The organism is Neisseria mucosa (assembly GCF_003044445.1).
Taxonomy (GTDB): domain Bacteria; phylum Pseudomonadota; class Gammaproteobacteria; order Burkholderiales; family Neisseriaceae; genus Neisseria; species Neisseria mucosa_A.
In genome coordinates this window covers 37,278-57,118 of sequence record NZ_POWX01000015.1, presented here as the reverse complement: position 1 = coordinate 57,118, position 19,841 = coordinate 37,278, and the positions used below count along the sequence as shown (strand labels likewise).

General features: G+C 52.5%; 21 protein-coding genes, 1 tRNA gene and 2 pseudogenes. 12 read left to right on the top strand and 12 right to left on the bottom strand.

The window, feature by feature from the left end:
* Positions 1-47 precede the first annotated feature (47 nt).
* The 3 genes and pseudogenes from DBY90_RS09210 to DBY90_RS09200 all read right to left on the bottom strand — a co-directional run.
* A pseudogene (locus tag DBY90_RS09210) lies at positions 48-220 on the bottom strand (integrase core domain-containing protein); the annotation flags it as partial.
* Between the two features lie 131 nt (positions 221-351).
* A complete protein-coding gene (locus DBY90_RS09205) occupies positions 352-879 on the bottom strand; it encodes an Imm42 family immunity protein (RefSeq protein ID WP_234405127.1) in 528 nt (175 codons plus the stop codon).
* Between the two features lie 78 nt (positions 880-957).
* Positions 958-1,962: a quinone-dependent dihydroorotate dehydrogenase gene (locus DBY90_RS09200; RefSeq protein ID WP_070860513.1), complete on the bottom strand. Its 1,005-nt coding sequence runs from the start codon at positions 1,960-1,962 to the stop codon at positions 958-960.
* 152 nt (positions 1,963-2,114) lie between these two features.
* Here DBY90_RS09200 and DBY90_RS09195 point away from each other — a divergent pair, with 152 nt between their 5' ends.
* Positions 2,115-2,768, top strand: coding sequence for an HAD-IA family hydrolase (locus DBY90_RS09195; RefSeq protein WP_176621473.1), 654 nt, complete (start codon positions 2,115-2,117; stop codon positions 2,766-2,768).
* A gap of 99 nt (positions 2,769-2,867) precedes the next feature.
* Here DBY90_RS09195 and DBY90_RS09190 read toward each other — a convergent pair whose 3' ends face one another.
* Complete coding sequence (locus DBY90_RS09190; protein WP_070492445.1) at positions 2,868-3,698, bottom strand: ATP-grasp domain-containing protein; 831 nt, start codon at positions 3,696-3,698, stop codon at positions 2,868-2,870.
* Between the two features lie 364 nt (positions 3,699-4,062).
* Between DBY90_RS09190 and DBY90_RS09185 the strand changes: the two genes are divergently transcribed.
* From DBY90_RS09185 to DBY90_RS09160, 5 genes are all read left to right on the top strand, one after another.
* Positions 4,063-5,178 (top strand): ABC transporter substrate-binding protein, encoded by a 1,116-nt coding sequence (locus DBY90_RS09185; protein ID WP_070492444.1) that lies wholly within the window; start codon positions 4,063-4,065, stop codon positions 5,176-5,178.
* 665 nt (positions 5,179-5,843) lie between these two features.
* A complete protein-coding gene (locus DBY90_RS09175) occupies positions 5,844-6,890 on the top strand; it encodes a FecCD family ABC transporter permease (protein WP_070492442.1) in 1,047 nt (348 codons plus the stop codon).
* A 70-nt stretch (positions 6,891-6,960) separates the two neighbouring features.
* Complete coding sequence (locus DBY90_RS09170) at positions 6,961-8,184, top strand: ABC transporter substrate-binding protein (protein ID WP_070492441.1); 1,224 nt, start codon at positions 6,961-6,963, stop codon at positions 8,182-8,184.
* 12 nt (positions 8,185-8,196) lie between these two features.
* Positions 8,197-8,964: an ABC transporter ATP-binding protein gene (locus tag DBY90_RS09165; protein ID WP_070492440.1), complete on the top strand. Its 768-nt coding sequence runs from the start codon at positions 8,197-8,199 to the stop codon at positions 8,962-8,964.
* Between the two features lie 167 nt (positions 8,965-9,131).
* On the top strand, positions 9,132-9,563 hold the full coding sequence (locus tag DBY90_RS09160; protein WP_003743313.1) for a plastocyanin/azurin family copper-binding protein: 432 nt from the start codon (positions 9,132-9,134) through the stop codon (positions 9,561-9,563).
* Between the two features lie 75 nt (positions 9,564-9,638).
* On the opposite strand, the gene DBY90_RS09155 is transcribed toward DBY90_RS09160, so the two are convergent.
* On the bottom strand, positions 9,639-10,535 hold the full coding sequence (locus tag DBY90_RS09155) for a LysR family transcriptional regulator (protein WP_070492439.1): 897 nt from the start codon (positions 10,533-10,535) through the stop codon (positions 9,639-9,641).
* Positions 10,536-10,880: 345 nt separating this feature from the next.
* Between DBY90_RS09155 and DBY90_RS09150 the strand changes: the two genes are divergently transcribed.
* Together DBY90_RS09150 and DBY90_RS09145 are read left to right on the top strand one after the other, a co-directional pair.
* Positions 10,881-11,282 (top strand): DoxX family protein, encoded by a 402-nt coding sequence (locus tag DBY90_RS09150; RefSeq protein ID WP_070492438.1) that lies wholly within the window; start codon positions 10,881-10,883, stop codon positions 11,280-11,282.
* Between the two features lie 199 nt (positions 11,283-11,481).
* The gene (locus tag DBY90_RS09145) at positions 11,482-12,087 is read left to right on the top strand and encodes a nitroreductase family protein (RefSeq protein ID WP_070492992.1); all 606 of its coding nucleotides are present in this window, start codon (positions 11,482-11,484) and stop codon (positions 12,085-12,087) included.
* A 79-nt stretch (positions 12,088-12,166) separates the two neighbouring features.
* Here the strand turns inward: DBY90_RS09145 and DBY90_RS09140 are convergent, their stop codons facing one another.
* Complete coding sequence (locus DBY90_RS09140; RefSeq protein WP_029609564.1) at positions 12,167-12,439, bottom strand: oxidative damage protection protein; 273 nt, start codon at positions 12,437-12,439, stop codon at positions 12,167-12,169.
* 220 nt (positions 12,440-12,659) lie between these two features.
* On the opposite strand from DBY90_RS09140, the gene DBY90_RS09135 reads away from it, so the two are divergent.
* A tRNA-Phe gene (locus DBY90_RS09135) sits at positions 12,660-12,735 on the top strand.
* A 118-nt stretch (positions 12,736-12,853) separates the two neighbouring features.
* Here the strand turns inward: DBY90_RS09135 and DBY90_RS12935 are convergent.
* Positions 12,854-12,973, bottom strand: a pseudogene (locus DBY90_RS12935) (IS5/IS1182 family transposase); the annotation flags it as partial.
* Positions 12,974-13,271: 298 nt separating this feature from the next.
* Here DBY90_RS12935 and DBY90_RS09125 point away from each other — a divergent pair.
* A complete protein-coding gene (locus tag DBY90_RS09125) occupies positions 13,272-14,012 on the top strand; it encodes a Slam-dependent surface lipoprotein (protein WP_107987060.1) in 741 nt (246 codons plus the stop codon).
* A gap of 108 nt (positions 14,013-14,120) precedes the next feature.
* Positions 14,121-15,560: a surface lipoprotein assembly modifier gene (locus tag DBY90_RS09120; protein WP_107987058.1), complete on the top strand. Its 1,440-nt coding sequence runs from the start codon at positions 14,121-14,123 to the stop codon at positions 15,558-15,560.
* Between the two features lie 139 nt (positions 15,561-15,699).
* Here the strand turns inward: DBY90_RS09120 and DBY90_RS09115 are convergent, their stop codons facing one another.
* From DBY90_RS09115 to argG, 5 genes are all read right to left on the bottom strand, one after another.
* Positions 15,700-16,329 (bottom strand): DUF421 domain-containing protein, encoded by a 630-nt coding sequence (locus DBY90_RS09115; protein WP_107987056.1) that lies wholly within the window; start codon positions 16,327-16,329, stop codon positions 15,700-15,702.
* A 12-nt stretch (positions 16,330-16,341) separates the two neighbouring features.
* Positions 16,342-16,791: a DUF3290 family protein gene (locus DBY90_RS09110; protein ID WP_003677016.1), complete on the bottom strand. Its 450-nt coding sequence runs from the start codon at positions 16,789-16,791 to the stop codon at positions 16,342-16,344.
* A gap of 95 nt (positions 16,792-16,886) precedes the next feature.
* On the bottom strand, positions 16,887-17,102 hold the full coding sequence (locus DBY90_RS09105; protein ID WP_107987054.1) for a hypothetical protein: 216 nt from the start codon (positions 17,100-17,102) through the stop codon (positions 16,887-16,889).
* Entirely contained in the window at positions 17,095-17,310 is a 216-nt protein-coding gene (locus tag DBY90_RS09100; RefSeq protein ID WP_003765071.1) for a DUF4177 domain-containing protein, read from the bottom strand. The genes DBY90_RS09105 and DBY90_RS09100 overlap by 8 nt, the downstream gene beginning before the upstream one ends.
* Positions 17,311-17,381: 71 nt before the next feature.
* On the bottom strand, positions 17,382-18,725 hold the full coding sequence (argG, locus tag DBY90_RS09095; RefSeq protein WP_107987052.1) for an argininosuccinate synthase: 1,344 nt from the start codon (positions 18,723-18,725) through the stop codon (positions 17,382-17,384).
* Positions 18,726-19,039: 314 nt separating this feature from the next.
* Here argG and DBY90_RS09090 point away from each other — a divergent pair, with 314 nt between their 5' ends.
* Positions 19,040-19,840 carry a competence/damage-inducible protein A gene (locus DBY90_RS09090; protein WP_107987050.1) on the top strand — a complete coding sequence of 267 codons (801 nt, stop codon included), beginning with the start codon at positions 19,040-19,042 and terminating at the stop codon, positions 19,838-19,840.
* The last annotated feature ends 1 nt before the right edge of the window (position 19,841 follow it).

Genomic DNA, 19,841 nt, shown 5'->3' with positions numbered 1-19,841 from the left:
CTATTCTTTTATTCATCTATGTTCACACAAAAAGTCGTCTGAAAACCTTAAATGTAGAAAATCGTCGCGCTGTTTACACCACAGGTTAAGAGAAATAAGCCTGCAAGACCTCAAACGGCGTATCGCCGTTCAAACTACGGTGCGGCTTCACGGTGTTATAGAAATTAACAAAGCGGCACAACTCCTTTTGCCGATGTTCCGGACTGTCAAACGACTTGCGGCTTTAAGTGCGCAGTAAATGGCTTGGCGGTGGTGCAGGGTGAGGTGGTGCATGTTCATGTTTCGATACTCTCCTGGAAATACTGTAAACAACGCTACTGGTTTCTACAGCTAATCTACGTCAGCCCATAATTAAATCCATTTTTCATTTTGAAAATAAGATCTTGCCCAAGTGATTACTTTTTCCATTATATCTATACAATATCCTTTTTCCAATATAACCTCCTGAATCTCTCCTTTATAATCTCTAAATATGATTTTTTCCGAATGGTCGGTTGATACCAGCCAGCTATTTTGCTTATCAAAAATATTTTCTTCTACATTTAAATAGGTTGAATCATATAATTGATATTCCTCATAGGTTTCATCTCCGTTTAAGATCTTTTCCAAAATATTTTCTAATTTTTCCAAAATATATTGAGCATCTTGATTATAGATTGTAGAAGCATTAAATTTATTCAGGCTGCCTATTTTTACATTCAATGAATTTACCGCATCTAGAATGCTGATTGATTGATACTTCAATTCGGTCGGCAATATATAACCTTGAATTATATAATGAAATACTCCATCATTTTTCAGGTCTTCACCCCATTCCAAAAACCAATCTTCTACAAAATCAATTTGAATAGCAAATTTATATGGATCTCCAAAAATCATCATATCCTCCAAGATATATGTATATTAAACTAATTTTTGCTAACATCTTTTAATTTCCTAACATATTGGAAATCGCGCTTACTTCAACGCAGCCAGACATTCCTTCACTAATGCCGGACCTTTATAAATCATGCCGCTGTACACTTGGACGGCGGTTGCGCCGAGTCGGATTTTTTCGGCGGCGTCTTTACCGTTCATAATGCCACCTACGCCGATAATCGGGAGCTTGCCGTCGATGTGTTCCGCCAATATTTTCAGCACTTGGTTACTTTTTTCGCGTACGGGCAGACCGCTCAGTCCGCCCTGTTCGCCTGCGAGCGGATGGCTGCCGAGGCTTGATTTGTCGATGGTGGTATTGGTGGCGATGATGCCGTCCATTTCGACGGATTTGACAACGTGGGCGATGTCTTCGATTTGCGCTTCATCCAAATCGGGGGCGATTTTGACGGCGAGCGGGACGTATTTTCCGTGCGCGGCGGCAAGCTGCGCCTGTTTGTTTTTCAAGGCTTCGAGTAGCGCGCTCAGTTCGTCGCCGCCTTGCAGTGCGCGGAGGTTTTTAGTGTTGGGAGAGGAAATATTGACGGTAATGTAACTTGCGTGTGCATAGGCTTTTTCGAGGCAGATTAAATAGTCGTCGGCGGCGTTTTCGATGGGGGTTACGGCGTTTTTGCCGATGTTGATGCCCAACACGCCTTGATAACGGCTTTTTTCGATGTTTTGAATCATGGCGTCAATACCGTGGTTGTTGAAGCCCATGCGGTTGATGATGCCTTGGTGTTCGGGAACGCGGAAGAGGCGCGGCTGCGGGTTGCCGGGCTGCGGTTTGGGCGTTACCGTGCCGATTTCAAGGAAGCCGAAGCCGAGCGCGCCCAATGCGTCTATGTATTCGCCGTTTTTATCGAGTCCGGCAGCCAGCCCGACCGGATTCGGCAGGGTGATGCCCATGAGTTTGACAGGCTTGGTACGGTTGTCGGAAATCGGAAGCAAACCGAGTTTGTACACTTTATTGAGCGCGTCGAGGGTGAAATGGTGGGCTTTTTCGGCATCAAGTTTGAACAGCAGGCTGCGGGCTAGGGAATACATGGGTTTCTTTCGGATGATTGGCAAACCGCCGTATTTTACCCGAAACTGCCGTATTTTCCTGCCGGCCAAACAAATCTTCAAAGGAAATGCCGTTTTGAACCGTCTTAAAATCCGCTATACAATCATATCGATAACGTCGTCTGAAAGGATTTCTGATGAAGCCTGAACTGATTATTTTCGACTGGGACGGAACGCTTGCCGATACGACTCGCCCGATTATCCGTACGTTCCAACAAAGTTTTGCCGACTGCGGCTTAAAAGCCCCCGATGCGGATGTCATCCGCGCCTTAATCGGTTACAGCCTGCCCGAAATCATCTTCCGCCTTGCGCCTAATGCGGGCGAACACCTGCGCGAAGAATTGGCAGAAACCTATGCCGCGCATTATCTGAATCCGAACAATCACAATATGACCTTGTTCCCCGAAGCCATTCCTTGTTTGAACACTTTAAAACAACAAGGCTTTTGGCTTGCCGTAGCGACAGGCAAAGGGCGTACGGGTTTGGACCGTTCTATTATGCAGACGGGGACGGCAGATTTTTGGATGGCAACCGCCTGCGCAAGCGAATATGCGTCCAAACCCGCGCCCGATATGGTTTTTGCCTTATGTTCCGAATTGGGGCTGGAGCCTTCGCAAACTTTGATTGTCGGCGATACGACCCACGATTTGGATATGGCGGCAAATGCGAAAGCCCCTGCCGTTGCCGTACCGACCGGCGCGCATACCGCCGCGCAACTGGCAACGCGGCCGAATTTGGCAATCTTGAACGATTTGTCCGAGCTGCCCGGCTTTATCGCGCGTTTATAATGCGTGGTCTTCATTTCGTTTGCTGATTTTAAAAAAAGGTCGTCTGAAAACCCGCTACCTTTGTTTTCAGATGACCTTTTTGGCATAAACTCTTTATCGTCAGCTCGCGATAACGCGCTTTACCGCCTGCGCCATATGGGCAACCGCGTTTTCAGCGGTATGCAGGTAAAGGGCGGGTTCGATCAGTTCCAATTCGTTGAGCAGTAATCTTTCGCCGATCAGCGTTCCGTCTATGCGGGCGTATGCCGGTATTTCAGGCAGCATTGCCAATATCTGCCGTGCGGTTTCGACTGCTTTTTCCGGCGGCGCGGCAGGGCTGACGGCGACTCCGTAGGCGGAATTGGCGCGCCATTCGCCTTGGGGCGGCATACGCAGTACGGCATGGCTGAAATGCCCGTCAAAAAACACCAGCGAGGTTTCGCCCGCCGTTTCGATTTCGCGGATATAAGGCTGGACGATGACGCCTTGCGGATAATCCTCTGCCTTCAACGACACTTCTCCCGCCCTGATTTTCGCCACGCCGCGCCCGCTCTGCCCGATAACGGGTTTGACGACCGCTTCCCGCCAGCCCCGATTCTCTAAAATTTCTTCCAATTTTTCTTTTTCAGACGACGTCTGCACACTCGGAATCACGTCCGCTCCCCATTCTGCCAAATCGCACAAATAACGTTTGTCCATGTTCCAACGCATCAGCCCGACGGGATTGATAAACCTTTGCCCGCACGCTTGCGCTTCGGTCAGCCACTGCCCAAACGCTTCAGGCTCCGCTGCATAATCCCATGCGCACAAGGGCAGGATGAAGGCGGATTTCGGACGGTTTTGCCAAGGCGCGAAGGTGGTGGGGATGCCGTCCCGTGTCAGCGCGTCCGCCAACGGCAGCAGGTTGGACGGCGGTTCGGGGTAGGCAAGGCAGGTGGTAATTGTCAGCATGGCGGACTTTCGAGGAATATAGTGGATTAAATTTAAATCAGGACAAGGCGACGAAGCCGCAGACAGTACAGATAGTACGGCAAGGCGAGGCAACGCCGTACTGGTTTAAAGTTAATCCACTATAAAATGATTGAATATTTACAAAGGTTTATGTCTTTACTTGAGGTTTCAGACGACCTTTTATACGGCAAACGGCAGGTGTTGTCTAAACAATAAACACCATCACGCTTGCAATAAAAACTTCCCTGAATAACGGAACTTTTCTGTTTATTTTAAATCCATTAGTCTGGCATTAAAAATAAGAAAGATTCTTATTTATATATAAATTAGATATAGCATTATTTATTACAAGGATTTTACCTCAATGAAACTTTTACGCTTCTCCTCCCTTGCCCTCGCCGCCGCATTGGCATTCGGCACTGCTGCCGCCCATGCCAAACCGGTTCAGCTTACCGATGTCAACGGCCGCAAAGTAACCGTCGACCTGCCCACCAAACGCGTGGTTTTGGGTTTTTATTATCAAGACTACATGGCCATCGGCGGCAAGGACGCGCTGAATAATGTGGTCGGCTTCTCCAAAGCGGTTTGGTCCGACTGGGCGCCGCCGAGCTGGGCGGCGTTCAGTAAGGCCGTGCCTAAGTTGAACCAGCTTGCCGATGTGGGCGAAGTGGAAGTCGGCACGTTCTCCGTTGAAAAAGTATTGGCGCTAAAACCCGATTTGCTGATTCTGGCGGACTGGCAGTACAAGGCTTTGGGTTCCGACCTTGCCCGCATCAACAAAGCGGGCATTCCGATTGTGGTTCTGGACTACAACGCGCAAACGGTCGCCAAACACATCCAATCGACCAAACTCATCGGCACGCTGACCGGCCAGCAGCAAAAAGCAGACAAGCTGGCGGCGGACTACAAACGCATCGCCGACACCATCCAAGCGCGCGTGAAAAAAGCCAACCTGCCCAAGCCTAAAGTGTATATCGAGTTCGGCAACAAAGGCCCTGCCGAACACAGCGTCACCTTCGGCAAGAGCATGTGGGGTTCGATGGCGACACTGGTCGGCGGCAACAATATTTCCGCTTCTTCGGTCGAGTTTTACGGCCCGATCAATCCTGAAAAAGTCCTCGCCGCCAAACCCGACGTCATCGTGATTACCGGCCGCGAAACCGAATTGAAGAAAAGCCCGACCGCCATGGTGATGGGCTGGGGCATTCCGAAAGCCGAAGCAGAAAAACGCTTGGCCGGTTTTGCCAAACGCGCCGGCTGGGCGAACCTGCCTGCGGTTAAAAACAACCGCCTCTATGCCGCCTACCACGCCAACTCGCGCACGCTTTCCGACGGCGCATCGATTCAATTTATGGCCAAAGCGATTTATCCGCAGTTGTTCAAAGACTTCAATCCTGAGAAAACTTATACCGACTTCTACCGCCAAAACCTGCCTGTCGTGCCGAACGGTACGTTCTACCTGTATCCGAAAGGGCAGTAAGGCTGGTTTGCGGGTTTCAGACGACCTTTTTATGCGGAAGGTCGTCTGAAAGCAGCGTGGGTTTTGCCCACGGGTAATGTTTACGGGAATGATGGCAAGCGGTATGGGGGATCCCTGTTTCGTGGGCAAAGCCCACGCTACGACTTTCCGTTGTGCCGAACAGAGAGCTTCAGGTAGGTTTGACTGTTTTGCCCTCTCCCTAGCCCTCTCCCACGGGGAGAGGGAACGGATAACTGAAATAATGTTTGCAGAGATGATGGCGAACGGTATGGGGTTTTCTGTTTTCGTGGGCAAAGCCCACGCTACGACTGCCCGTCGTACCGAACAGGGAGCTTCAGGTGGATTTGACTGTTTTGCCCTCTCCCTAGCCCTCTCCCACGGGGAGAGGGAACAAATTGCAGGGAATCACAACAATGGTCAGATTTCAGTCATCCGATTCCCTCTCTCCGTGGGAAAGAGAACAAATTGCAGGGAATCGCAACAATAGTTGAATTTCAGTTATCCGATTCCCTCTCCCCGTGGGAGAGGGCTAGGGAGAGGGCAAAGCTTTTTGGAACGCCGTTATCCCGATTTTCAAAAAAACCACCCTTCAAAACGCATACAGACAAAAGAGATTGTCGGGCATGGATGTCCGACCTTGTTCCTTAATTTCAAAGGCTTAAAAAATGAATGATTCGGTTGTCGCCGAGATTGTGAAAAACCAGCGCAAGTTGGAAGGCAAGCGTTGGTTGATTGTTTTGATGTTTTTAATCATCGCATCGGTCAGCTTCTTATTCGACATCGCCACCGGTCCGGCGATGACGGACACGCTGCCCGTCGGCGAAGTAGTCAATGTTTTGCTGGGCAAGCCTGAAGTCGATGAAATGAACCGCCTGATTGTGATGGATCTGCGCCTGCCGATTGCGGTAATGGCCTTGGTGGTCGGTGCGGCTTTGGGTGTCGGCGGCGCGGAAATTCAGACGCTGTTGAACAACCCGATGGCCAGCCCTTATACGCTGGGTTTGGCGGCGGCGGCGGGTTTGGGCGCGTCGGTGGTGATTGCGTTCGGCGGTTTCGGGCTGCCTGAAACGATCGCCGTTCCCATTGGTGCGTTTGTGATGACCATGCTGGCTTCGGGCATCTTGTTTTTGTTTGCCTCGGCGCGCCGCTTCAATTCGGCGATGCTGGTGTTGGTGGGAATTGCGCTTTTGTTTCTGTTTCAGTCGATTCTGTCGCTGATTCAGTTTATCGCCGCGCCTGAGATTTCGCAGCAGATTCTGTTCTGGCTGTTTGGCAGTTTGAACAAAGCAACTTGGGAAACGGTCATCGTTACGGCGGCGGTTACGGCGGTATGCGTGCTGCTGCTTTCACGCGATGTGTGGAAGCTGACCGCGCTGCGCTTGGGCGAAGAACGCGCCGTCGGACTGGGTATCAATCTGCAACTTTTGCGCCTGAAAACGCTGGTGTTGGTGGCGGTGATGACGGCGACGGCAATCAGTTTCGTCGGCGTAATCGGCTTTATCGGACTGGTCGCGCCGCATGTGGCGCGGATTCTTTTGGGCGAAGACCAACGTTTCTTCCTGCCCGGCGCGATGCTGGCAGGGGCGGCGTTTTTGTCGGTAGCCAGCGTGTTGTCCAAGGTGATTATCCCGGGCGCGCTGTTTCCGGTGGGCATCGTTACGTCGTTTGTCGGCGTACCGTTTTTCTTTTGGATTGTATTGTCCAAGCGGTAAGTTTTTTCGGACGGTCTTTTGTTGCGACGGGGTCGTCTGAAACTGTTTTTTTATTTTACAGAGAGAACCAATGAAACCTATTTGCCGTATTTTAACCGCCGCCTTGTTCAGTCTTGCCGTGCAGGGTGTTTGTGCCGAAGTGAAAACGCTTACCGACGTACGCGGGCGCGAAGTGCGGGTCGATGTACCTGCCAAACGTGTGGTGCTGGGCTTTTATTATCCTGATTATATTGCCGTATCCGGTGTCGATAAATTTGACAATGTGGTCGGTATTTCGCGCGAATTTTGGGAGAAATTCAACTCCGGCAGTTGGTCGCTCTACCGCGCCAAAATCCCTTCGCTGCAAAACATCGGCGACATCGGCAATGTGAACGCCGGTACATTTTCGTTTGAGAAAACCTTGGCAATGAAACCCGATGTGGTGGTGTTGGCGGATTGGCAGTATGACGCGTTGAAAGAAGAAATGCCGCGTTTCGAAAAAGCCGGCATTCCGGTGGTTGTGGTCGATTTCAATGCGCAAACGGTCGAACGCCATACCGCCAGTGCCAAACTTTTCGGCGAAATCGCCGGTACGCCGGAGCGTGCAGGGCAGATTGCCGGCGAATACGCCCAAGGCATGGCCGACATTCAAAAACGCGTGGCCGAAGCGGGCAAGCCCAAGCCGAAAATCTATATCGAGTTCGGAGACAAGGGTCCTGCCGAACATAGCTTTACTTTCGGCAAAAATATGTGGGGTGCGATTGCCGATACAGTGGGCGGCGACAATATTGCCGCAGCCTTCATCAAAGACTGGGGGGCGATTAATCCCGAGCAGTTTCTTGCCGCCAAGCCCGACGTTGTGATCATTTCCGGCACCGAAGCCGGACTGAAGCAGCCGGCAGCAATGGCGATGGGCATCGGCATCGAAGCCGCCGAAGCGCAAAAACGCTTACAGGGTTTCATCCGGCGTGCCGGTTGGGCGGAAATTCCCGCTGTCCGAAACGGCCGTGTGTTCGGCATTTACCATACTGCTTCGCGTTCGCTTTCCGATTTGGCATCCGCCCAATTTATCGCCAAAGCGTTGTATCCCGAAGCCTTTGCCGATGTGAATCCGGAAGAGACCTACCGTGAATTCCACCGTAAATACCTGCCGGTCGAGCCGCAGGGTACTTTCTTTATCCGTTTGGGTTGCGACGGTTTGGAAGACTGCAACAAACAAGCGGCTGCCGACACTGTTGCGGCATCAGCCGAAACCGTCGCCGAACCGTCACTATGGCAACGTATTAAAAACTGGTTTGCCGCCCTCTTTGCTTAAAGGTCGTCCAAAATGCTCCGACTGGAAAACGTACACATCCGACGCGGCGATTATGTGGTCGCCGACAGTATCGATTTGACGCTGGAACAAGGCAAAGTCTATTCCGTGCTCGGCCCGAACGGTACGGGCAAATCCTCGCTGATGAAAACGATTTTCGGCGAAGTGGCGCACAAAGGCACCATCCGCTACGGCGACGAAGCGTTGAGCAAAATCCACCTGCAAAGCTGGCGCAAACGCATAGGCTATATGCCGCAGGACACCGCCGCCGAAGCCTCGCTGACCGCGCTGGAAGTCGTGTTGCTCGGCCGCATGGACGCGCTGCACATGCACGTCGGCGACGAACTGCTGCACGAAGCCGCAAGTATCATGGCGGAGCTGGGCATCGGCCATCTGGCGCACCGCGACGTCATGCGGCTTTCCGGCGGACAGCGGCAGCTCGTCATGTTTGCCCAAGTCATGCTGCGCCGCCCCGAAATCCTGATGCTGGACGAACCGGTCAGTGCGCTGGATATGCACCACCAGTTGAACCTCTTGGAGCGCGTGGTGCAATACACGCACGAACACAATCTGGTTACGCTGATGGTCTTGCACGATTTGAGCCTCGCCGCGCAGTTTTCAGACGGCGTGATTCTGCTCGGCGAAGGCAAAGTACAGGCGCAGGGCGCGCCGCAGGACGTGTTGCAGGCGGACATGATAGGCAGGCTGTATAAAGTGGACATCGAACTTTTATACGACAGCAAAGGCCTGCCCGTTATCCGCCCGATGCGGCAGACGGCGTAACTTAACCGCTCCTGAAATGTCGGATTTGAGCATCCGGCCTGCGAACTCCCTGCAACTTATCCCCTCTCCCGCGGAAGAGGGTTAGGGAGAGGGCGGTAAGCCCAAGACTTACCTCTCCGACTCATCAGCCCGTCCCATATTTTTTATCCTTAGAAAGGACTCCCCCCATGAAAAAATCCCTCTTCCTCCTCATGCTGACCGCCTCCCTCGGCGCATACGCCGCCAACCACGAAGTCAAAATGCTCGACAACGGCAAAGACGGCAGCATGGTGTTCGAACCCGGCTACGTCAACGCCAAAGTCGGCGACACCGTCACCTTCAAAGCCGCCAACAAAGGCCACTGGGTGCAAAGCAAAGCCCTGCCCGACGGCGTTGCCGACTTCCTCTCCGAAGACGGCAAAGACTTCACCCTCAAACTCGACAAAGAAGGCGTATACGTCTATACCTGCCCGCCGCACCGCATGATGAACATGAGCGGTGTGATTCAGGTCGGCAAACCGGTGAACAAAGCCAAAGCGCAAGCCGTTGTGGACGAACTGGAAAACCGCGCCATGCAGAGCAAGGGTCGTCTGAAAAAATACATGCAGCAGGTCAAATAAACTGCCACACAAACAAAAGGTCGTCTGAAACCGTTTTCCGTTTTCAGACGACCTCTTTAGTTTTGGACGATGACCTTATTGCCCTTCCGCCGAAATCTTCTCGTTCAGAAAATCAATAAAACTGCGCACCTTCGCGCTTAAGAACGCCCTATCCACATAAACCGCGTTTAATTGATCGACCCGCACGCGATAGTCTGGCAGCAGGCTGACCAGTCTGCCTTCCGCCAAATCCTGCCTGACCGACCACAGCGGCTGATAGGCGATGCCCGCGCCCGCCCTGACCAATTCGCGGATCATCAGCGTATTGTCGCTTAGAATCACCGGATTAAGCGTCAGAATGCTTTTTTCGCCCGTTTTTTGATGCGTGATTTCCAAATTGCGCTGGTCGGTGTAGGACGGCAGGATGGCGGGATGGCGCATGGCTTCTTCGGGCGTTTGCGGCGTGCCGTGTTTCGCCAGATAGTCGGGCGAGGCGAGCAGGACGAATTGGATTTGTGCCAGCGGTTTGACAATAAGCGACGGAGACAGGGTTTTTGAGACGCGCAAGGCGAGGTCGAAGCCTTCGGCTATCAAATCGACGTGGCGGTTGTCGAGTACCAAATCGAGCGTGACTTCGGGATAGCGTTCGCGGTATTCCGCCAGCCAGTTGCCGATTAAATTGCCTGCAAACCAAAGCGGCATGGTCACGCGCAACATACCCTGCGGCGTGTCCGCCCCGCCTGCCGCCTTTTGCGCGGCGGTGTCGAGCGTATCGAGCGCGTAGCTGCATTGGCGGTAGTATTCTTCGCCCGCTTCGGTCAGGTGGAGGTTGCGGCTGTTGCGGTGCAGCAGTTTGGCTTTAATCGAATTTTCCAGATGGCTGACGTGTTTGCTCGCCATTGCGGTGGAAATATCAAGCTGCTCGGCGGCGCGGGTGAAGCTGCCGCTTTGGACGACTTGGCGGAAAACTTTGAGGCTGAACAGGGTATCCATGTTTTCTTTTGGGGAAACGTTGCGTCAATGAAAGGAGTATATATCTACTGGCAGTAATTATCTATACTGCGCAGATAAGATTAATTTTCATTAAGCCTTTTGAGATTACAGGAAACAAATCTGACGGTTTGGACCCTCTCCCAGGCTTTCTCCCACTTGGGAGGGGGAGTCGGATTTGCTTTTTTAAGTGCGTTTGAATAGGAAATGCTCATATCGTTATTCCCGCCCCGCGCAAGCGGAGCGGGAATAACGATGGTTGGAATATCTTATTTGAATTTACTGTGGCCTGCCGTACGAGGCATTTCGTAATCGGTTTGTTTCAAATTTAAACATCAGGAGTAATTTATGTCTGCAACCTGCGCCCGTATCCAACCTATTTTATTGTCCGTTTTGCGTATCGTAACCGCCTATCTCTTCCTCTTGCACGGTACGGCAAAATTCTTCGGCTTCCCGACCGCCATGGGCAGCGGCTCGCCCGAAGGCTTGATGCTGGTGGCGGGTATTTTGGAAATCGTCGGCGGCATCCTGTTGATTCTCGGACTGTTTACCCGTCCTGCCGCCTTCATCCTGTCCGGTCAGATGGCGGCTGCCTACTTTATGGCACACGCCTCCCAAGGTTCGGCGCTGTTCCCGCTTGCCAACGGCGGCGAATCGGCAGTCTTGTTCTGCTTCGTGTTCCTCTATCTCGCAGCAGCAGGCGGCGGCTCATTGGCATTGGACAACTTGTTCGGCAAAAACAAAGCCTGATCTACCCAAAGGTCGTCTGAAAACAAACAAAGCGGGTTTGGCGAATCTATAGTGGATTAATTTAAATCAGGACAAGGCGACGAAGCCGCAGACAGTACAAATAGTACGGCAAGGCGAGGCAACGCCGTACTGGTTTAAATTAATCCACTATATTTCCAAACCCGCCAACCGATTAAACTTAAATCAAAGGAAAAACAAAATGACTTATCAAACCTTACAACAAGCGGCAGAAACCCGCCGCTCCATTTACGCGCTGAACAAAAACCTGCCTATCAGCAACGAAGAAATCAGCGAAATCGTCAAACACGCCGTCTTACACACGCCTTCTTCCTTCAACTCGCAATCCACCCGCGTCGTCATCCTCTTCGGCGAGGAACACGGCAAAGTGTGGCAATTCGTTGAAGACGCATTGCGCGCCATCGTGCCTGCCGAACAATTCGAGCCGACTGCGCAAAAATTAAACCTGTTCAAAGCAGGCGCGGCGACCATTTTGTTCTTCGAAGACCAAAACGTCGTCAAAGGCCTGCAAGAGCAGTTCCCTTCATACGCCGCCAACTTCCCCGTTTGGGCGGACCATGCGAACGCGATGACGCAATACGCCGTCTGGACAACGCTTGCCGCCGCCGGCGTGGGCGCAAACCTGCAACACTATAACCCGCTGCCCGACGCCGCCATCGCCAAAGAGTGGAACCTGCCTGAAAGCTGGCTTTTGCGCGCGCAAATGGTCATCGGCGGCATCGAAGCGCCTGCCGGTGAAAAAGCCTTCGAACCGGTGGAAAACCGTTTGAAAGTGTTCGGCGCATAATTGCCCGTCAAACAGAAAAAGGTCGTCTGAAAACCCACTTCGGTTTCAGACGACCTTTGCCATTCAAAACAGCTTGCGCTTATTCTTGCGGAGGGACATAGCCCTGAACAGCATCCGCCCCGTCTCCGAAGAAATACTGCTCCATCTGCTGCGCCAAATATTCGCGCGCGCGCGGGTCAGCAAGGCTCAGGCGGTTTTCGTTAATCAGCATGGTTTGATGACGCGTCCACGCATTCCAAGCCTCTTGGGACACATTTTCAAAAATACGCTTGCCCAGCTCGTTGGGCAGTGGCGGGAATTTCATACCTTCGGCCTCTTTGCCGAGTTTGACGCAGTGAACCATACGGGTCATGGCAGCTTCCTTCATGATGGTGTTTCAGACAGCGCGTATTTTATCGTATTGCCTATTTATAGGAAAGGCTGCGAAAAACGGGGAAAACCTGCCAAATACGCTGCTTTTTTAATCCAATATAAAACATATATTTATAAAAATAATATACGGCGCATCGAAATAAACCTTGCGTTAAAACGCCGTTTTTGGTTTAATGCACATCTCGCAACGAAACAGCGAAGGCCAGATAGCTCAGTTGGTAGAGCAACGGATTGAAAATCCGTGTGTCGGCGGTTCGATTCCGCCTCTGGCCACCAAAACAAACCGCCTTTGGCGGTTATTTTTTTGCCTATTTCCTAGATATTATTTCTCAATTTCAAAAGTCGTCTGAAACAAGCTCTGCGGGTTCCGCCGAAAGAAATTTTCAGACGACCTTTTCTCTTCTTTATATAGTGGATTAACTTTAAACCAGTACGGCGTTGCCTCGCCTTGCCGTACTATTTGTACTGTCTGCGGCTTCGTCGCCTTGTCCTGATTTAAATTTAATCCACTATAAATCATTTCAATTAATCCATCACCAAAACATTTCAATATCAGGACAGATTAAATTGCGGCATGCACCAACGCCAACCGTGTTTACTATACTTCTTAACTAAAAACAAACATTCTTATCCTATTCTTATCTCATTCCAACCTTCTCCAAAACATCCGCTAATTCTCCTCTAACACTCCCAGCCTAGAATGATGTTCAAGAAAAAAGCAAAACAAGTCTCCTCACATAACGATAGTCTGCTCACACTGACACTGACGGGACATCATTTCCCAACCATCGTTTTCCCCTAAGGAGCGTATCATGAAACTGAATCTGCAAAAAACCACCGCTGCTGTTTTGGCCGTTTTGTTCAGCGCAGGCGTATTTGCCGCCAACGATTACTACAACCCGTTTGATTATGGTTACAAAAACCACAAATACGGCAAAAAATGGGGCAAACCCGCATCTGAAGCCGAAGGCGAAAAAGTGATGAAACACGCTGCCTACCGTTCGGGCGTGCACTACACCAACGTCAACCGCATGCCCGGCAATGTAGACCGCAACGGCGTGAAAACCGTACAGGTTAACGACGCACGCACCCGTCAAAACCTCGGCCGCTATGCATTCAACACCATCAAGAGCGGCGGCTCTGAAGTGTACTACGGCGAGTGGGTCGGCAAAGAATACGCCAAAGGCACCAACCGCGGCGTTTTCTACTCCGGCGACAAACGCGCTACTTCTATGCCGGTATCCGGTGTAGCCAACTACGCAGTCAAAGGTATCAACAACTACACCGGCAACAACCCGATGGTCGGTACTTTGCGCGCAGACTTCGGTCAACGCGTCTTGGCAGGTTCTATGAAAAACAACGCTGTACAGATGGACATCCATTCCCGCATCAAACCGTCCAGCGCATCGTTTGAAGGCTACGCCCGCGCCAACGGCCACTTCGGTAAAACCGAAGGCCACTTCTTCGGTCACAACGCAAGCGCGCTGGCCGGTGTTGCCAAATTTAAAACCGACCGCAACTTGGATACGGCATTCGGCGGTGTGAAACGCTAAAATCCGTAGTTAAGTAAAATGAAAGCCTGCTTCACGCAGGCTTTTTTAAACACCAGCCCGCCAACCTTCTCAAGGTCGTCTGAAACCGCCGACCGGAAAGCCGACACCATGTACAGACCGTCTGCCTGCCTTCTCCTGTTTCTCGCCGCCCCCGTCCTTGCCGCGCCCCGTTCTGACTTTTCAGACGACCGTACCGCGCAACGCCTGTGGCAGGACACCCGCCAAACCATGCAGGAACAGGAACAAAAAGTGCGCGAATACCGCCTCGACATTCCCGCTGAACACATCGGGCAGGCAGCCGAAACCGATCCCGAAGCCGACCAAGGCGAAGCCCTGTTTAACGCCGTCAACCGCAGCGACTGGCAAACCGTACGCCCGCTGCTTGAGCGTTATACCCAGCAAACCGAATACGACCCCGACATCGCCCTCTTTGCCCGTGCCTCGCTCGCCCGCGGCGAAGGCAGGTGGAAAGATGCCAAACAAGACTACGAAACCCTGCTGCAACGCCACCCCGACTTCACGCGCGGACGGCTTGATTACGCCCGCCTGCTCTTTGAAGGTCGTCTGAACCGCGAAGCCACTTCCGAATTTATGCGCCTGCAAAACGAAGACCTGCCCGAAGCCGTCAAAGAAAACATCGGCCATTTCCGCGATTCCTTAAACCAACGCCAAAGCTGGCAGGGCAGCCTTTCCGTCGGCGCCGTCCACAACAGCAACATCAACGAAGCCAGCGGCAAAACGTGGTGTAAAACCGAAATCGACGGCGAATGCTGGGAAGAATTTTCAGGCGACCAACCCATTTCCGCCAACGGCATCAAATACGAAGCCGCCGCCGTCCGCCGCTGGCAGATTAAAGGACATCACGGCATCGCCGCCCGCGCGCTCGGCTACGGCCGCTTCTACCGCGACCATAAAGACTTCAACGAACACACGCTCAACCTCAGCGCCGGTTATCAGTTTGAAAACCACCGCCACACCTTCGCCCTCGCCCCGCTCGTCGAATGGAACGGCAGCGGCGGCAAAACCCTCAACCGCGCCTACGGCGTGCGCAGCGAGTGGAACCTCGACAAAGGCAGTTGGACGTGGAACACCGAAGCCGAGTGGAAACACCTCTCCTATTCCGACAAAACCCGCCTGCTCGACGGCAGCCTCTTCTCCGTTTACAACACCCTGTCCTACTTCCCGCGCAACGACCTCATGCTCTACGGCGGCATAGACTGGCAGCAGCGCAAAGCCAAAGAGCCCGTGGACAGTTACCGCCAAATCTCCGCACGGCTGGGTGCCGCAAAAATGTTTGAAGCCGGCTTCGACGCCTCCGCCTCTGCCGCCTTCGGCATCCGCAGCCACCGCGAAGAAAATGCCGTCCTCGAACAACGCCGCCGCGACAAAGAACAAACCTACCGCCTCAGCATAGGCGCGGACCGCTGGAAATTCGCCGGCCTCAAGCCCGTCCTCAGCTACAAACACCGCCGCGTCCACGGCAACACCGACTGGCTGTACAGCTACAAGCAAAACGAAGTCGGTCTGTCGCTGGTGAAATCGTTCTAACGCAGGACGCAGAAACGCAAAGGTCGTCTGAAATTCAGTTTTCAGACGACCTTTTTTCTTTTGACTATATTTGGGCATTGGATCAACGGTAGGTTTATTGCGAATAAACCTTACCCAAACACAACCTTCACTTTCACAATCAAGGATAAGGGTGTGCCACCAATTTTCCGTCTATGTATTCGCCGATATAGACTTGCGAGGCTTCAAGGTGGAGGCGGTCAAGCTCTTGTTGTAGCCACTCTTCATCACGCTTAATGATTTCGAGGATGTCGGGGTCGACTTGGCCGTCTGTAATCAGCGGATAGCGTAGGCTTTCGTCGCCGTACTGAATGACGGTGAACTGGCCGTTTTGCTCCATGACGGCGCGTTTGACGGCAGAGATTTCGTAGATACCGGCGGCACGGAGCTTAAACATCAGGTCGTGTGCGCTGATGCCGTTTTTCATACATTCTTCGGTTTGGATTTCGCCGTTGACAATAACCCAGACGGACTTCCCGTCAATGATGGATTTGACCCAGCGGTTGTGGTTTTTGATGAATTTCAGACTCAAGACCAACAGCGTCCACAAAATCAGCACGAGGAAAAACTGTAAAAGCCCGACGCTGTCGCTGTAAATCACGCCGCCGATGATGCCGCCGAGAACATAGTTTTGCACTTGATCCATGGCGGAGGTGGGGGCGAGGTTGCCTTTACCTAAAAGGTTGATTTGCAAAACCAAACCTAAAATGCCCATAAGGAGTTTGAGGGCAAGGAGGGAGTATGCTTCCATGAGTGTGTCCTGTTATTCTTTGTCGATAAGTTCGATGTTGTTGTTGACCAGATTGATGGGGGTCAGGGTGTAGGCGGAGAAGTCTTGATTGAAATGGACTTCGTAGTATTGGTTTTTGATGCCGACGATCATGCCGTTGTATAGGTGCGTGCTGTTGACGCTGATGTCGCGCTTTTCCACTTTTTGGTTTTCAATCAGGGTATTGAGAAAACCGACCATGCGCGAGTTGTCGGCGGCGAAGTTTTGGCGTTCGCTGTATGAGAGGTATTGGATGCCGCTGATGAGGATGAGCAGCAGCAGGGCAATAATGCTCAGGTCGCGGTATTTGGTGTCCATGCGGTGGCGCAGGTATTGCGATACGGCGAGCAGCAGGACGACGAGCGCGGCGAAAATGAGGACGTATTTCAAGTAGTCGTTGAAATACATATGGTTTTCAAGATAAAAGTGTGTGAAGAATTTCATGATTTCAAATGATTTGAGGAAAAGGTGGGGTCGTCTGAAAACGGTTTTTCAGACGACCTATTATGGTTTGGATGCAGGTTTTGTCCGGAGCCGCATCAGTTGATAAACCCGTCGTCTTTCATTTTCTTTTCGGAAAAATACTGACTGCACACCAGCAAGGCAGCGAGGATGATGACAAACAACCCCGCCATGGTCAGGGTAATTTTGAAGAATAATTCTGCCTCGATAAAAGAAAACCAAAGTTGCAGAATCAGCAGCAACACCCAGCCGACAAACAGCCCGAGACAGGCATAAACGCTGAGCTTAAACACGTTCCCGCTCCAAAATGACGACGTAGGCTTCACGTCTGAAAAATAAGAGCATACGGCGTTGGTCTTTTTCCATGGTTACGACACGCCAACCTTCGGGAGTTTGGCTGTTGAGGAACGCGCTGAATTTGACGGGATTGACTTTGGCTGCGCCGAAAAACAGGCTGGACAGCAGGTTTTCTTGATAAATGACGACTTTGTATTCTTTCATGGGATTCCTTTTACAAGGGATCATCTTTTCAGACGACCCCTTAAGTTGCCAATGATGCAAAACTGCAAACCTTATTTCTTATTGCCCAACTGCGGCAATACCGAACCTTCGCCCAGCGACAACAAGCCGCTTTGCGAGTAGATGCCGAGTTTGGCGCGGGTGTCGGTGATGTCGAGGTTGCGCATGGTGAGCTGGCCGATGCGATCGAGCGGGGTGAACGCGGCGTCTTCGACTTTTTCCATGCTCAAGCGTTCCGGTTGGTAGGTCAGGTTGGGCGATTCGGTGTTCAGAATCGAGTAGTCGTTGCCGCGGCGCAGTTCGAGGGTTACTTCGCCGGTAATGGCTTTGGCGACCCAGCGTTGGGCGGTTTCGCGCAACATGAGGGCTTGGCTGTCGAACCAGCGGCCTTGGTAGAGCAGGCGGCCGAGGCGCAGGCCGTTGATGCGGTATTGTTCGATGGTGTCTTCGTTGTGGATGCCGGTAACCAAGCGTTCGTAGGCGATGTGGAACAATGCCATGCCCGGGGCTTCGTAGATGCCGCGCGATTTGGCTTCGATGATGCGGTTTTCGATTTGGTCGCTCATGCCCAAGCCGTGGCGGCCGCCGATGCGGTTGGCTTCGAGGAAGAGTTCGACGGGGTCGGCGTATTCTTTGCCGTTCAGTGCAACGGGCACGCCTTCTTCAAAGCGTACGCTGACTTCTTCGGGTTTGACTTCGACGCTTTCGTCCCAGAAGGCAACGCCCATGATGGGTTTGACGATTTTGATGCCGCTGTTGAGGAATTCCAAATCTTTGGCTTCATGCGTCGCGCCGAGCATATTGGAGTCGGTGGAATAGGCTTTTTCAACCGACATTTTGTAGTTGAAACCGTTGGCAATCAGAAATTCGCTCATTTCGTGGCGGCCGCCGAGTTCGTCGATAAATTGTTGGTCGAGCCAGGGTTTGTAGATTTTCAGCGCGGGATTGGTCAAGAGGCCGTAGCGGTAGAAACGCTCGATGTCGTTGCCTTTGTAGGTGCTGCCGTCGCCCCAGATGTTGACGTCGTCTTCCTTCATGGCGGAAACGAGCATGGTACCGGTAACGGCGCGGCCCAGAGGCGTGGTGTTGAAATAGGCGATGCCGCCGGTGGAAACGTGGAACGCGCCGCATTGGATGGCGGCGATGCCCTCATGTGCCAACTGCGCGCGGCAGTCGATCAGGCGGGCGTTTTCCGCGCCGTATTCCATCGCTTTTTTGGGGATGGCGTTGTAGTCGTCTTCGTCGGGCTGACCGAGGTTGGCAGTGTAGGCGTAAGGCAGCGCGCCTTTGAGTTTCATCCACAACAGCGCGGCGGAGGTATCGAGGCCGCCGGAGAAGGCGATGCCGACTTTTTGACCGACGGGGAGGTGTTGCAGGATAGTATTGTTTTGGCTCATGGGGGAATCCTTTGGACTTGAAAAATGGAGTTCATTATCTTATAAATAGAACACATTGTCAGCCGTCAAGGTCGTCTGAAAATGAGCCTTGCCCGTTTCGCTGAAAATCTTTTCAGACGACCTTTACGCCATCCGCAATCCGACTCCCTCCCCTGCGGGGGAGGGTTGGGGAGAGGGTGCAGACAGCAGCCCTTAAGCAAACGTTGCCTGAAAAACTCAAGCCCAGCCCTCTCCCTAACCCTCTCCCACGGGAGAGGGAATAAATTACAGCGCCATCAACATTTTCAGACGGCATCGGTAAAGAAAACCTATCCATGAACGCTTTCAACCTCATCATCATCGGCGACGAAATCCTGCACGGTAGCCGCCAAGACAAGCATTTCGCCTTTTTCAAATCCCTGCTGGAATCGCGCGGGCTGAAGCTCAATCAGGTGCAATACCTGCCCGACGAACCCGATTTGCTGGTTCGGCAACTGCGCTGCAGCTTTTCAGACGGCCTGCCGACCTTCGTTACCGGCGGCATCGGCTCCACGCCCGACGACCATACCCGTCAAGCTGCCGCCGCCGCTTTGGATTTGCCCGTCGTCCGCCATCCCGAAGCCGCCAAGTTCATCGAAGCCGTTACCCTTAAACGCGGCGAGCCGCTCGACGCTCCCGAACACGCCCAACGCCTAAAAATGGCGGATTTTCCCGCAGGCGCTAAGCTTGTACCCAACCCGTTCAACAACATCGCCGGATTTTCCATCCACGAACATTATTTCTTCCCCGGCTTCCCCGTGATGGCGCACCCGATGGCGGAATGGGTTTTGGATACTTATTACGCCGACCGTTTCAACCAAACCGAACGCGGCAGCCGCAGCGTGTATGTGTTCGGACAACCCGAATCGCGCGTCGCGCCGATTATGGAATACGTCGAACGCACCTACCCGGGCGTACGCTCTTACAGCCTGCCCAGCGTCGGCTGGCAAAATGCGGACGGAACGACGGTCAAACCGCATATCGAGTTCGGCATCAAAGCGGAAGGCGAAGCGTGCCGCGATTTGGACAAAGCATGGGACGAAGTATTGCAACGTTTGAAGGATTTGGGCGCGGAATTGAAAGATACGCCAGTTTAAC